Here is a 13,956-nt window from a genome sequence, read left to right as displayed (position 1 = left end):
CAGTTATAAACTTTAAGTTAAAGGTATAAATCACACTTCCTTTCAAATCATACTCCCGTACCGCCAGAAAGCGTTGCCTTATCTATACCAGCAGGCTCAGAGTATAAGCTACGGCTATTGAATTATTACTACCCTTGTAGCGTTACATACTTAATCAAGCCGACCTCCTCTCTTTTCTTCTGCCACATCACTGGTGAAATAAAAAATGGTATGCTAAAATATAGCAGTACCTTTGGAGATTATTATCAAAATTTATATATGACATTTGATCAACTTAATTTAATAGATCCTATACTGAAGGCATTGCAGGCAGAAGGCTATACTAACCCCACGCCTATACAGCAGCAAGCTATACCAAAAGTATTGGCCGGACGCGACCTGTTAGGCTGCGCCCAGACTGGTACTGGTAAAACAGCTGCCTTTGCCCTTCCTATTCTGCAGTTGCTGCATAACAAGCAGCAATCAGGTAAGAAAGTATACGCATCTATTAAGTGCCTTATACTTACCCCAACCCGCGAGCTTGCTATCCAGATCGGAGAAAGCTTTACAGCTTACGGCAAAAACACAAACATTAAGCACACCGTAATTTTTGGCGGCGTATCGCAACATGCTCAAACACAGGTACTGCGCAAAGGTGTAGATGTGCTTATCGCAACGCCGGGCCGCTTACTGGACTTAATTGGCCAGGGATTCATTAACCTGAAGTATATCGACCTGTTTGTGCTGGATGAAGCCGACCGTATGCTGGATATGGGTTTTATACATGATATAAAGCGTATTATTCCATTGTTGCCAATAAAGCGCCAGTCGCTATTCTTCTCGGCTACCATGCCAACCGAAATCCAGAAACTTGCTGACACGATCTTAATTGATCCGTTAAAAGTGGAAGTTACACCGGTTTCATCTACTGCTGACAAAGTAGAGCAGATGATATACATGGTAGAGAAAAACGATAAACGTGCTTTGTTACGCCATATACTGGAAGAAGGCAATATTGCACGCGCCCTTGTATTTACACGCACCAAGCACGGTGCTGACCGCGTTGCTAAAGAACTGAACCGGGTAGAAATACAGGCCGAAGCTATACATGGTAACAAGTCGCAGAATGCAAGACAACGCGCGCTTAGCAATTTTAAAGCAGGCAGCACCCGCGTTTTGGTTGCAACCGATATTGCGGCCCGTGGTATTGACGTGGAAGAACTTTCGCATGTGATAAACTTTGAATTGCCTAATGAGCCTGAAACATATGTGCACCGTATTGGCCGCACCGGCCGTGCCGGCAACGAAGGCATTGCCCTTTCGTTCTGCGATTTAGAAGAACGTGTTTACCTGCGCGATATTCAGAAGCTGATTCAGAAGCAATTGCCTGTTGATAAGGAACACCCTTACGTATCAGCACAGCCGGAAGGAGCCATTGCGCCACCAAAAGCAAAAGGCAATGGTGGCCAGCAGCAAAGAAGAAATGGCGGCAATGGAAATGGCAACAGAAGCAGCAATGCAGCTGGAAGTGCCAATAATGGCACAGGTAACAATGGCAACTGGCGCAATAAGAACCGCAGCCAGGGCCAAAGTAAAAACAACCGAACCAACGCTACAGTTAATAAAAGAGAAGCTTAACAAAGCTTAACAAATAAATGGGAAGCCCCGGCTAAAATAGCCGGGGCTTTTTTTATGCTTCAACCCCAGGCAAATTCCCCGACAAAGCACAATTAATTCAGTTTTAACAAGTATAACTTTTTATATACTAATCAAAATATATAAAAAATAAAATATTAATGTAAATTAAATAATTGCCATACAAAATTAGATAAAACAAATAACAAACACTATATATAACTTTTTTATTGATTCTACAACAACTACCTGCTGTTACCCTCGTAAATAATCCAAAATATATTTATATAACTATTACAATAACACAAAATACCAAACACTAAATATAGTTCAAATACAATATAACTTACCCTTAAAACCATGAAAAAAACTTTACTTATAGCTATAACTGCCTTGCTTTGCTACACAAATTCTTTTGCTCAGTCTGTTGGCCAAACACTAAGCCGTGAAGCAGAGGCTAAATGCACTGAAATGACACGGGAAATGGCAGAAAAACTACGCTTAAATGAGCCGGAATATATTAAGCTAAAAGCGTTAAACCGTGAGCACATGATTAAAACCGAGGAAATAAGAATTGCTTTTGCCCAGGATTTGGCTGCGCGTGATGCGAAGCTTACAGAGTTGAAAACAGTTTATGAAAAAGCGGTAGTAACTATACTTACCCCTAACCAGCTGCAAGCTTACGATGCTTATAAATCTCGCCAAAACGCAGCATATATGGCAGCTGCCAACGAAAAATAGCAACCAACCCAACGGATGATAAAGGCCAGCTGAAGAAGGAGGCCTTTATCTTATCCGCAACATAAAAAAGAAGCGGGCAACTATACTTCATAGTTGCCCGCTTCTTTTTTATAGATATAAAATTAAATCCGGCTTTGGTCGGCGTCGTTTGGTTTAGTTTTATCGCTGCCCAAAGGCTGGTCCTGGCTACGTATGCCGTTTACACTATCGCCCATGGCAGTATCGCTGCCTTCATACTCAAACCCCGGGCCTTGTGCAAAAGATTCGATTTCGGTTTTATCGTTAGCACCGTAGCCTGTGGTTTCGTTGCCTTGAATGTGCAGGTTTTCAAGTTTGTCTTTCTGCCCTTCTCGTTCTAATGCGCCATCTTTCCCAACATTACGTTTTGCTGAAGGGTCTGGACGATTACCGGGTGCCATGCGCTGGTTAAAATCGTCGTTTACATTTTTAACCTTACCGGGTGTATTTTGCTGATCTTCTTCTCTTATTGACATAATCTGAAATTTCTGGTTCGAATATTTGTATACGCGCTCCTCCTGTGCATGTTCAAATCAACAGGTTTGGGCCTTATGCTGTAGAACCTAAAAGATTACATAAATTGACCAGTTATAATGTTGGCAAAGAAAGTAAACACGCTAAGTATACTTATCTTTACAAATTAAAATGGCACCTCTGTTGCCTGCATTGTGTTATGCCTAAGATCATACTATAACCTGACCTCATGAAATTATCGAAAATTTACGATCCGCGGGAGATGAACTCTTACCAGTTTGTGGCTGCCACTGGCCTGGTCATGACGCTGGTAGCGAACCTTATCCTGCTCTTCTTAGGTAAATCGGTAGATAATTTTAATGCATTATATATCTGCTGGTTCACATTTTTTGCCATCGGCACTTATGTAAACTATAACAGCAAACCAGGCAATGGCCACGATCATCACCATCATCATTAAAACATTACTTTTTAATAAACCCTGATAAAGCCTTATGAAACTGGTCTGGTGCCTCGATGTGCGGAATATGACCAACATTTGGCAACTCTACCAATTTAGCACCAGGTATAGCAGCTGCTACCTGTTTTCCTAACTCAGGGTACTGGCCATGCAATTTTATTACCTCAGGTTCTTTAATATAGCCTTTGCCCACAATTGTTCTGTCCTCCTGCCCAATTACCAACATAACCGGCACCTTTAAATTCCTGAACTCATATACTACCGGCTGCTCAAAAATCATGGCGTATGTAAGAGCAGAGGCTTTTGCAACTTTAGGGTAATCCGGGCTTTTAAGTTGAGCTGAAGGCACCCGCACCCATTCGTCATAAGCTGGCTTCCAGGAAATATAATAGGTTTTATGATAATTCCGGATAGATTCGGCAGTACGGTTCTGCTCTTCTTTCGCAAGTTCCTCCAGGTTACGGTAAGGCACAAACAAACGGTAATCCTCCAGCCCAATCGGGTTTTCTAGTACCAAAGCGGCTGTTGCATTAGGGTACATAAGTGCAAAACGGGTTGCCACCATACCTCCCATGGAGTGCCCCACTACAGTTACTTTATTAATCTGAAGGCTTTCCAGCAACTTATAAGTATTCTGCGCCAACTGATGGAAAGTATAGTAGATTTCCGGCTTATCTGATTTACCAAACCCAATCTGATCGGGCACTATTACCCGATAGCCATTTTCGGTGAGGTATTTTATAGTTGCTGCCCAATAAGCTCCAAAAAAATTTTTGCCATGTAGCAGCAATACCGCCTGCGGGTTCTGCATTTTTTTGACGGGAGCCACATCCATATAAGCCATTTTATATGGTTGCCCCTCTATACTAACCTCAAAATGTTTTACCGGGTAAGGGTATTTATACTCGTCTAAGGTGGCGTTATAAACAGTAGCTTTTTGCTGCGCCTGCACACTGAAAACTACTATACACAGTATAAAGGCAACTATACTTTTCATTTTCATAGGTATACTTTTAGTCAGCTTCTTTTACTACTAATGCTGCTGATTAGTTAAGCCTATATAATAAAGTAGCCCCTACTATTGCAGGGGCTACCAAACATTCACCAAAAAACTAAACTTCACTCTTAATTATTCACCGCAATTAGAAAGTAAAGCCTACCGATGCCTTAATAACGCGGTTGTAGGTTTCGAAATTGCCTTTTTCATCAATTGGATTGAGGCCATAATCATAACCGGCGCTCAGGTTAAAACCACTGTTGAAGCGGTAGCCCAAACCACCTGTTAGGCCAAAATCAAACTCGTTAAAACCGTTTTTCACATCCCATTCGCGGTTAAGCGCTTTAAATCCTAATGCGCCAGCCTCGGCCTGTATTTTATTAGAAACCAGGTATGAAACCTGCGGCCCTGCATAAATATGAAAACCTTCGCCTACGTATACTTTAGCCAGCACCGGCAGATCAATGTATTCTGCTTTGTTAGTTAGCGTAACTGTTGCATTCAGAAACTCAACCTGCTCAATCGGGAGCTTACCAATAAGTTTAGTACCCTTTTGCGAGTATAATAACCCCGGCTCAATTTCAAAGCCCGGCGCTACAGGTATAGTTACATAACCTCCTACATGAAAACCCTCCCGCATTTTACGCGAAACCGAGCCATCCGTCATCTCAATTAAATCCTGGGCACTGTTCACAGTCTCTCCCTCCCACTCGGCCAGGTTTACACCGGCTTTTATACCGAACCTAACCGGCTGCTGCTGCGCGCTTACTTCAGTGGCTGCAAAGCCAAGCACAACTGCTATAAGTAAAAATATCCTTTTCATGGTTTTCTCCTAAATAATAATTCCTATGTTTAATAAGCCGCGCTGCCCGATGAATCATTATTAAAAACCATGCCAGAATCCGAAACCAAGTATAACTTACTTATAGCATTATATTTAACAAACTGACTAACAATAAATTAACAACTAAACCATACTATATTAAAACAATAATAGCTTGCGGGGAGGATTTTAATGTGCGAGTGTTGGGCCAAAGCCCGGATGCCCTTACCTTTGCACCCGCAACAGCAACCTTTGGTGGTAGCAAAAACAAAGTATAAGTATGAATGATAAAGCACAGGTAACCCTGAAACAACTGGCCGTGCACCGGGTAGGCAATAAAGCAAAAGACGAAGGCGTGGTAATCTCGAAAGAGATGGTTGATTTGCAGGATGAACAGCTGCATCAGCTTTTACTAGGTTATTTTCTGTCGCCGTTTAAGCAGGAGGAGTTTTACCGCTTTACCCATACTTCGGACCTGGCCTTGAACGAGATGTTTGCCTATGCAGCACTTATGTTTAATGAGCCGGCTAAATACTATGCTTACACGGTACACATCCTAAACCACTTGTACGAGCAGTCGGACCACCCGAAAGTGAAGAGCGGCGAGTTATATGTAGCGTATTTTACCGGCTGCATGATGGACGACCAGCTGGTAGATGCTATCGGCATTTTCAAATCAGAGAACAAAGATACTTTCCTCACCTTTCAGGATAGCGACAACGACCTGAGCGTGAATTACCATGCCGGTGTAAACCTGAAAAGCGTGGACAAGGGCTGCCTGATTTTTAACATAGAAACTGAAGATGGTTTCAGGGTAAAACTGGTAGATTCTAACAGCACTGATGCGCAATTCTGGAAAGAGGATTTCCTGAACGTAACAGAGCTAAAGGATACAAACTTTAATACCAAAACTGCCCTTAACCTTTGCAAGGATTTCTCGGAGGAAGTGTTTGCAAAAACGGAAAGCAAAAAAGCACAGGTAGATTTTATAAGCCGCTCGGTAGACTATTTCTCTAAAAGCGAAACCTTTGACCTGGAAGAATTTACCAGCAGCGTAATAGATGAGCCCGAAACAGCAGAACGCTTTAAAAACTATACTCAGGCTTTTGCCGAAGAACGCGACATAGAAGGCTTTACTGATTTTGCCATCAACAAAAACACGGTGCGTAACATGAAGCGCAAATTCCGAAACTTTATTAAGCTTGATACACAGATCGAGATAAAGTTTAGCGGCTATAACCCGGAGCAAAGCGAGCAATACGTAGAGCGGGGTTTTGACCAGGAGCGCGGCATGCACTTTTACAAAGTATACTTTCACTCGGAATCATAGCGTTATTAACCTGCCCCGAACCATAGCAGTTTATACTTTGTTAGAGGAAAACGATACGCTTAAGCCAATTCAGGAACAATTTTTGAAGTACAGAACCAGGAGTAAGAAAAAGATATTATGAAGAAAATCGCCCTTGCCATACTTTTTACTGCTGCAGCTACCTGCACCTTTGCACAAACTGCACAGCAAAAGCCAGCCAGCCAGGCAACGCAGGCTCCTGCCAAAACACTGGAGCAACGTGCCGAAGCCATAACAGCCAGCATGGCCAAGAACCTGCGCCTTACACCTGATCAGGTAAAGAAAGTACAGGCTATTAACCTGGAGAGCATGCGCAACGCCGAAAAGGTGCAGAAGAAGTATAAAGCGGATCCGAAACAGGTAGTGCAGCAAATGGACATAATCAGCCAGACCCGCCTATCCAGGATTAAAGATGTACTGACGCAGCCACAATTTGAACAATACCAGCAACGCCGCGAAGAGAAAATGGGTGTACCACGCGAGGTACAAAGCAGCCCGTCGGCGAGGCAGGGCGCTGCTGCCTTGCAGGATCAAAACTAAGATGGAAAGCACGGCCCAGGTCGTGCTTTTTCCTTTTTATACTCCCTGTGGCAGTTGCTCTCTTTTATCAAATTCTAAAGCGGGCTCAACTACAGTATAGCCCGGCGAAGTTTTTATACTTTCAAGTACCTCATTTTTTCGTTGCCTCTCTGTAACCAGCGTGCCGGGCGGCATAAACAGCAGGTTAAACATATCTTTTAGAGAGCTGGCCCCTTTCAAATCTTTCCAGATATCAAGCCACTCATGAAAAACGAGGTAAAACGGGTTGTAGGACCCTATAGGTTTGGTTAAGCCATATACGGGCCTTTCCACCTCCTCCTGATACGTTCCAAAAAGCCTGTCCCAGATAATTGAGGTAGAGCCATAGTTCTTATCGATATAAAGCGCATTGGAGCCGTGATGCACACGGTGGTGCGATGGGGTAACAAAGATGTATTCTATAGCAGCAGGAAGCTTGCCAATAAGCTCTGTATGAACCCAGAATTGGTACAACACGGCAATCTGGTGGCAAATAAAAAAAGTGATCGGGTCTATGCCCAAGAAAGGAACAGGCAAAAAGAAAATAAACTTTATTTGCTGGGTCCAGCCTGTACGAAACGATACGGAGAAGTTCATTTTTTCGGAGGAGTGGTGCGTAACATGGGTTGCCCACCAGAAGCGCTGCTCATGCGATATACGGTGGGCCCAGTACCGGCAAAAGTCTACGGCTATAAAACAAAGTATAAACCCCCACCACGACCGGGGTACTGCCCAAGGCACCATGTTGTAGATGGCCATGGTTATGTAAAAGAACAAAACTTTAAAACCGACGCTCAGCAATGTATTTATGCCCCCAATTACCAGTGCTGCTGTAAAGTCTTTGCTATCGTAATAATTTCGTTTGCGGTAAAGGCCAACTAACCACTCAATCAGCACGGCCACTATTATAACAGGCGCCGCATAATGCATGATGGTGTGGTTGTCAAGCTCGCTAATCTGTTCAAAAGTAAAAGTTTCTTTTTCCATAGTTCACTACCTTTACCTCCCCAAAGTATAGCTTATAGAACGGGTAACCTTGTAAAGAGTTAGTGCACCAAGTAGCTTTGCGGCTAACAAGGAGCTTTCTGGCCGGAAGCAAACCTGTTTTGCAAAGTATAAATTCGGGCTAGACGATAGATATAAAACAGAAGAACATATGCGAATTAAGAAGAAACTAAAGGTAGTTTTACCGGCATCCGGATCACGGTTTGCAGCACTCGATGTGTTTGTAAAGGCAGCTGAGAAAGAAAACTGGACAGAGCAGGAAATCCAGTTTGTAATTAATGAGATTGTGGAGGCTGAAAGCGATAAAGAAGCTTTCGAAATTTTAAAAGATTACAGCGCTTAGCCGCTACAGAAAATAACATCGCCGGCTTTATACTTTGTGCAAGTATAAAGCCGGCGATAGCTTATAGTTGAGAAGTATAAAAACTATACTTCTTTGCTTACTTGTGGTTGTAGTTGCAGTTCTAGCTGGTGTTGCCGTAATACCTTAATAATAAAGCCGACGTGTTCGCTCATTTCCACACCAAACAACTCAGCTCCTATGCGTACTTCATCGCGGTCTACAGAGGCTGCAAAACTTTTCTGAGCCAGCTTTTTAATTACTGATTTTGGCTCCAGCCCCTCCAGCCTTTGCGGTCGCACCTGCGCACAGGCAACTATAAATCCGGTTAATTCATCACAAGCAAGCAGGCCCTTATCCAGGGTAGTTTCGTAAGGCACGCCCCAGTGCGTATAGTGCGCTGATATGGCATGGGCTATCTTTTCTACCCCACGCTCGCGCAACAGGTTTACGATCACGTTAGGGTGCTGTTCCGGGTAAGCCTGGTAGTCAGCATCGTGTAGCAGGCCGGTAATAGCCCACTCCTCTTGGTTCTCGCCTAACTTAGCGGCATAAGCCTCCATTACCAATGATACGGTTCGTGCATGGCGTAGCAGGCTGTCGCTGGTTGTCATCTGCTGCAGTATAGTCTGGGCTTCTTCTCTGGTCATAGGTATAGTTAATTTACTCACCTAATATACAGATTCCGGGCTCTTGCCACAAACAGTTTATACTTCATGCGTCTTAAATTAGTGGTATTACCAGCTTACGTTATCTGCCAAAGTATAATCGTGCATCAGTTAATTCAGCTCTGTAATAGCTTTAAATGCCTGCTTGTACTTGACACGTTTGCAAAATCAAACCGTCAGTTTTATACCCGAGTAGCTTTAAGGGTTAAATCAGGCAATTAAAATGGAGTTGGTTTAGCTAATACCCGCCTTAGTTTAATCGAGCTTAGCTATCTGAACATTGTCCCACATGCCCATTACGCCGTCTTTTCTTCCTACCAGAATATCAATCTGGTTGCGTATTCTTCTGTTCATAGTATCGCGCACAATGTATAAACCATCCATATCTTCAGATATGCCGCTTACCCAAAGGGAATCGCCAAAATTCAGCTGGCCACCCCAACGGCTATGCAAGTCCCGGGATATGGCTATCCAGCGGTGTCTTCCAGGATGTCTTTTGTTGATTTTTGAACCATCTGCCGTGATGTAAGGTGTAGAGTCAGTTTGGCTCGGTTCGGGATGGTATACTGAGGCGGAAACAGTAAGGGTAAGTGGTACTGGGGTAATTTCGGGAGTGGGTGTTTCCGGTTGTAGGGTTAGCTCGGGTGGCCAGTCAAGTGGTTTTACTTCTTTCTTCGGTTCTGGGGTCTCGGCCCTTAACAGGGACATCTCTTCAGCAAACGCCACAAAAATGGAGAATACAGCTGCCAGTAATTTTAGCCTAAACATAAGCAATCCGTTTCGTTGAACATCATTTTCGTAACAATAACCCGCTTAAACGACACGAAATCAGATAGGTTTTACAAAGTTGCCTGACAGCCTAAAAAAAGTAGTTTTTACACAAAATTTTATACATTATAATTTTTACTATATATAATATAATTTTACAATCAAAATACTAACTTTTTACTTAAATAAAGCCTGTATTTTATATGTTTTACCATATTCGAAATTATCATCTGTTAAACTCAAAAAAAGCATTTTACCAGATATGATTATTCTGCAAAATTTGCTTCTTGTAAACCGAAATATCATTAGCTTTTTATCAGGCAACCAGGTTTTGAAAATCATACCACCAGCAGTTCGAAACTATGGTAGATGTAAGTATCATATCGGGGTATACCAGCAATTTTTAAAACAGAAAAGCCGGCTATACTTTAACCGGCTTTTCTGTTTTAGAAGTCTTTAATTTTTTCAACTGAAGCGAGGATAACATCTCCAGAGGCTTACTATCAGTACAATTTAATTTATATTTCAGGAAGCGTCTTTGTGTTTGTTCAGATACTTATCATAGAGCACATAGGCAACAAAAAGCAGCAAACTAATACCCCCAACCCAGATCAGCCCGGTTTTAAGCCGCTCATAGTTTTCTCCCAGCCAGGCCAGCAGTATAGTAAGGGGCACAATGCCGGCCAGTGTAGCAGCCATAAACCGTACAAAACTCATACCTGTTAAGCCGGCTACAAAACTAACCGCATCGTTCGACAAAAACGGGGAAATACGAGCAGCTATAATGGCCCAGACACCATACCTGTTTACAAAATCAGATACTTTCTTTTCTGATTTTGTTCCGATAAGCTTCCGTACACCAGCCTGCCCTATACTGCGCCCGATCAAATATCCAATAGTAGATGCTACCAACACTGCTATCAAGGCTATCACAGACCCCCAAACCGGGCCATATGCAAGTATAGCCACCAGCATCAGGAGCACAACATTTACAACCACCAGGAACATTTGTACCACCATGGCCAGTACAATCAGGAATGGCCCCCAGAAACCAAACTGACTTACCCAATCCGAAATCCGCTCCTGATCGCCACTGGTCAGTACCGTCCAGCCTTCTTTCATGGCCTGATGCACGCCCGGGAAAATAAAATAAGCAGCGACCAAACATGCAATAATACCACCGGTAATTATCATCGGCCATTTGCTTTCCTTTATTTCATCTGGTTGATGCTGCTGTAATTTATATTTCTGTTTTTCCGTCATCCTTGTTTTTATAAGTTAAAGTGTAAGACGGTACAATAGCTTGTGTGGTTGAAGTATGGGCCAGGTCTTTCGCGGCGTTTAAAGTATAAATGTGCTGCTGGCTTTTTTGAGATGCGGTATACCCTATAGTATAGCTTACCTTATAACGGCTTTGATGCTGGCCTAAAGTGCTGCTCTGGTGCTGTTCGGGGCTCATAGTTTGGTGCAATTCATGATGCCGCTGTTTGGCAGTTTCATGGCTATAGGAAATAGCAGCTACCAGCCCTGCCAGCATACCTCCCAGGTGTCCTTCCCAGGATATGCGTTCTTCAGTAGGAAACAATCCCTGAAAAAGGCCTGCATATAAAAACAGCACCGCCAGTGCCACTGCCAAGCCTGCCCGGTTGCGACTAAATAACCCATTAAAAAGCAGGTAGCCTGCCAGGCCATACACTACACCGCTTGCGCCCACATGATATGATTGCCTCCCGATAAACCAGGTAAGTATACCACTCAGGAAGTATACCAGTACAAACACACGAACAGCTACCGGCCTGTGCAGGAAAAGTATAAACCCCGACAGCAACAGCAATGGGAAAGAATTGGAAAGTAAATGCATTAAACCACTGTGCACCAGCGGGCCTGTAAAAATACCTATTAACCCAACAAAACGATGCGGCAGCACTCCCAGCCAGGTAAGATCGGCGTTTGTAAAGTAGGCCATCAAACTGATAAGCCAGAGCAATGCTACAAACAGAGCTCCGGGTAAAAAACTGTAGGCAAAGCGCGGGCTGCTATCTATTGCTATGTGTGTGGGGTTCTGCATTAAATTTTTACTGAATACTTAAGTTGAATATACTCAGGAACTACAGCATTAGCATAACTATTAGTTACAATTTATCTGCTTGCGGGTAAAGTAAATCAGGTGCCATACTTCGCATTAAAGGTCAGGTATCTGAAGTATAAAACAAACCCAATCAAGCCAAAGCAAGTATGTAGATATGCATTTATAATGTACCATGCTGTCCCTATCTCACCCTGAAATCTATAACAAATTACCTTTCAATCAGTTACTAACCATACTGGTTTGTATACTACTGTTTTCCTGCGACGGCTCCAATGCCCAACGGCAGCCTTTTTCAGAAAAACCAAAGTATACTTCTTATCCCGATGGTGCTGGTAAATACGAAATGCCGGCAAATTTTCTGGAAGCGCTCGAAACCCCTTCTCCGTGGGTAGATTCTGTATTTAATACCATGACCCCGGATGAGCGCATTGCCCAGCTAATTATTGTAGAGGCCTTTTCTAATAAAGGACCTGCTTATGAAGCCGATGTAATGCGGCTTATAAAAGACTATAAAGTAGGTGGCATCATTTTTTTCCAGGGCGGGCCAATACGCCAGGCTAAACTTACAAACAGCTACCAGGCTGCTTCTAAAATACCCTTAATAATATCGATGGATGCGGAAACAGGCGTAGGCATGCGCCTCGACAGCACCGTGCAGTACCCGTACCAGATGATGTTGGGCGCAATAGACGACAATGGCCTGATTTACCGCATGGGTGCCGAGATAGCCAAAGAATTCAGGAGGCTGGGCATGCACGTAAATTTTGCACCCGTTGCCGATATCAACAACAACCCTGATAATCCGATTATCGGATACCGTTCGTTTGGCGAGAGCCGACTGGATGTAACCGCCAAAAGCCTTGCTTTTATGCGGGGCATGCAGGAAAACGGCATTATTGCTACTGCCAAGCATTTTCCTGGCCATGGCGACACCAACATAGATTCGCATCACGACCTGCCGGTTATAAACCACAGCCGTTACCGCCTCGATACCCTGGAGCTTTACCCTTTTAAGGAATTGATAAAGCATGGCCTGGGAGGAATTATGGTAGCGCACATGCACATTCCGCAACTCGATACAACCCGCAACCTGCCCAGCACTTTATCAGAACCAATAGTAACAGGGCTGCTTAAAAAAGGGCTGGAATTTAATGGTCTGGTTTTTACAGATGCCATGGTAATGAAAGGTGTAACCAAATATTTTCCGCCTGGCGAAGCGGAAGCACGGGCTCTGATGGCTGGAAATGATGTACTGGAACGACTTACAAGTGTACCGAAAGCGATTAATGCCATTAAGCTTGCTGTTTTGGAAGGCCACCTGCAACAGGCAGATATTGACAAGCGCTGTAAGAAAATGCTGGCGGCTAAGCAATGGTTGGGCCTAGCCAGGTATAAACCTATCAATTTACGCAACCTGCAGAAGGACCTCAATCCCCCTGAAGCTGATAGTATAAATAAAGCATTGGCCAGAGCGTCCCTAACATTACTGCGAAACCGCAAACACATGCTGCCTTTACGCCACAAACGAAGGCTAAAAGTAGCTACGGTGGCATTCGGAGCAGCAAAGCCTACAGTTTTCCAGCGTGAGATCAGAAAACGCATCAAATCCACTGATTTTGTAATCTCGAGAAAGGCAGATAAAAAAGAAACAAAGAAGTTAAAGCGACAACTACGCAAGTATGATGTGGTATTGGTAGCCCTTTACGGTCCTAGTATAACACCCAGCAACCAATTGGGTTACTCTGAAGATGCTGCGGAGCTGGTTAAAGATCTTGCAAACTCTAAAAAAGCGGCTATTACCTTATTCGACAATGCGTATACTTTAAACCAGTTTGAGGATATCGAGAACAGCCGCGCGCTACTGGTGGCATACCAACCTTTAACAGAAGCACAGAAAGCAGTGGCAGCTCTGACTTTTGGCGAGATACCAGCACGCGGTCAGTTGCCTGTTACTGTTAACCGGCATTTTCCTATTGGTGCAGGCATCAGCAAAGATAAACCATTGGTAGCAGTACGCTGAAGTATCCTGCTGTTGCACTTTGCGTAAGAAAAG

Annotated in this window: 15 protein-coding genes; 7 read left to right on the top strand and 8 right to left on the bottom strand. The window is 43.6% G+C overall.

What is annotated here, in order from left to right; all coding sequences use genetic code 11:
• Positions 1-258: 258 nt before the first annotated feature.
• Together LWP20_RS13710 and LWP20_RS13705 are read left to right on the top strand one after the other, a co-directional pair.
• On the top strand, positions 259-1,617 hold the full coding sequence (locus LWP20_RS13710; RefSeq protein WP_242928722.1) for a DEAD/DEAH box helicase: 1,359 nt from the start codon (positions 259-261) through the stop codon (positions 1,615-1,617).
• Positions 1,618-1,974: 357 nt separating this feature from the next.
• Positions 1,975-2,355, top strand: coding sequence for a hypothetical protein (locus LWP20_RS13705; protein ID WP_242928721.1), 381 nt, complete (start codon positions 1,975-1,977; stop codon positions 2,353-2,355).
• Between the two features lie 122 nt (positions 2,356-2,477).
• Here the strand turns inward: LWP20_RS13705 and LWP20_RS13700 are convergent, their stop codons facing one another.
• The gene (locus LWP20_RS13700) at positions 2,478-2,849 is read right to left on the bottom strand and encodes a hypothetical protein (protein ID WP_242928720.1); all 372 of its coding nucleotides are present in this window, start codon (positions 2,847-2,849) and stop codon (positions 2,478-2,480) included.
• 227 nt (positions 2,850-3,076) lie between these two features.
• Here LWP20_RS13700 and LWP20_RS13695 point away from each other — a divergent pair, with 227 nt between their 5' ends.
• Positions 3,077-3,307, top strand: coding sequence for a hypothetical protein (locus LWP20_RS13695; protein WP_242928719.1), 231 nt, complete (start codon positions 3,077-3,079; stop codon positions 3,305-3,307).
• Between the two features lie 4 nt (positions 3,308-3,311).
• Here the strand turns inward: LWP20_RS13695 and LWP20_RS13690 are convergent, their stop codons facing one another.
• Positions 3,312-4,310, bottom strand: a complete 999-nt coding sequence (locus LWP20_RS13690) for an alpha/beta fold hydrolase (RefSeq protein ID WP_242928718.1) — start codon at positions 4,308-4,310, stop codon at positions 3,312-3,314.
• Positions 4,311-4,449: 139 nt separating this feature from the next.
• Positions 4,450-5,127, bottom strand: a complete 678-nt coding sequence (locus LWP20_RS13685; protein ID WP_242928717.1) for a porin family protein — start codon at positions 5,125-5,127, stop codon at positions 4,450-4,452.
• 280 nt (positions 5,128-5,407) lie between these two features.
• Between LWP20_RS13685 and LWP20_RS13680 the strand changes: the two genes are divergently transcribed.
• Positions 5,408-6,457 (top strand): nucleoid-associated protein, encoded by a 1,050-nt coding sequence (locus LWP20_RS13680; RefSeq protein ID WP_242928716.1) that lies wholly within the window; start codon positions 5,408-5,410, stop codon positions 6,455-6,457.
• Positions 6,458-6,574: 117 nt separating this feature from the next.
• Entirely contained in the window at positions 6,575-7,015 is a 441-nt protein-coding gene (locus LWP20_RS13675) for a DUF4890 domain-containing protein (protein WP_242928715.1), read from the top strand.
• Positions 7,016-7,051: 36 nt separating this feature from the next.
• Here the strand turns inward: LWP20_RS13675 and LWP20_RS13670 are convergent, their stop codons facing one another.
• Entirely contained in the window at positions 7,052-8,020 is a 969-nt protein-coding gene (locus LWP20_RS13670) for a sterol desaturase family protein (RefSeq protein WP_242928714.1), read from the bottom strand.
• A 169-nt stretch (positions 8,021-8,189) separates the two neighbouring features.
• Between LWP20_RS13670 and LWP20_RS13665 the strand changes: the two genes are divergently transcribed.
• Entirely contained in the window at positions 8,190-8,381 is a 192-nt protein-coding gene (locus LWP20_RS13665) for a hypothetical protein (RefSeq protein ID WP_242928713.1), read from the top strand.
• Positions 8,382-8,464: 83 nt separating this feature from the next.
• On the opposite strand, the gene LWP20_RS13660 is transcribed toward LWP20_RS13665, so the two are convergent.
• The 4 genes from LWP20_RS13660 to LWP20_RS13645 all read right to left on the bottom strand — a co-directional run bounded on the left by LWP20_RS13660 (position 8,465) and on the right by LWP20_RS13645 (position 11,882).
• Positions 8,465-9,028 (bottom strand): HD domain-containing protein, encoded by a 564-nt coding sequence (locus LWP20_RS13660; RefSeq protein WP_242928712.1) that lies wholly within the window; start codon positions 9,026-9,028, stop codon positions 8,465-8,467.
• A gap of 273 nt (positions 9,029-9,301) precedes the next feature.
• A complete protein-coding gene (locus tag LWP20_RS13655; RefSeq protein WP_242928711.1) occupies positions 9,302-9,814 on the bottom strand; it encodes an RlpA-like double-psi beta-barrel domain-containing protein in 513 nt (170 codons plus the stop codon).
• A gap of 525 nt (positions 9,815-10,339) precedes the next feature.
• A complete protein-coding gene (locus LWP20_RS13650; protein WP_242928710.1) occupies positions 10,340-11,077 on the bottom strand; it encodes a TVP38/TMEM64 family protein in 738 nt (245 codons plus the stop codon).
• Positions 11,055-11,882 (bottom strand): rhomboid family intramembrane serine protease, encoded by an 828-nt coding sequence (locus LWP20_RS13645; RefSeq protein ID WP_242928709.1) that lies wholly within the window; start codon positions 11,880-11,882, stop codon positions 11,055-11,057. The genes LWP20_RS13650 and LWP20_RS13645 overlap by 23 nt, the downstream gene beginning before the upstream one ends.
• A 193-nt stretch (positions 11,883-12,075) precedes the next feature.
• On the opposite strand from LWP20_RS13645, the gene LWP20_RS13640 reads away from it, so the two are divergent.
• Positions 12,076-13,923, top strand: a complete 1,848-nt coding sequence (locus LWP20_RS13640) for a glycoside hydrolase family 3 protein (protein ID WP_242928708.1) — start codon at positions 12,076-12,078, stop codon at positions 13,921-13,923.
• Positions 13,924-13,956: the final 33 nt, after the last annotated feature.

The sequence above is a fragment of the Pontibacter vulgaris genome (assembly GCF_022758145.1).
Classification (GTDB): Bacteria; Bacteroidota; Bacteroidia; order Cytophagales; family Hymenobacteraceae; genus Pontibacter; species Pontibacter vulgaris.
This window is presented reverse-complemented; position numbering and strand designations above follow the sequence as displayed.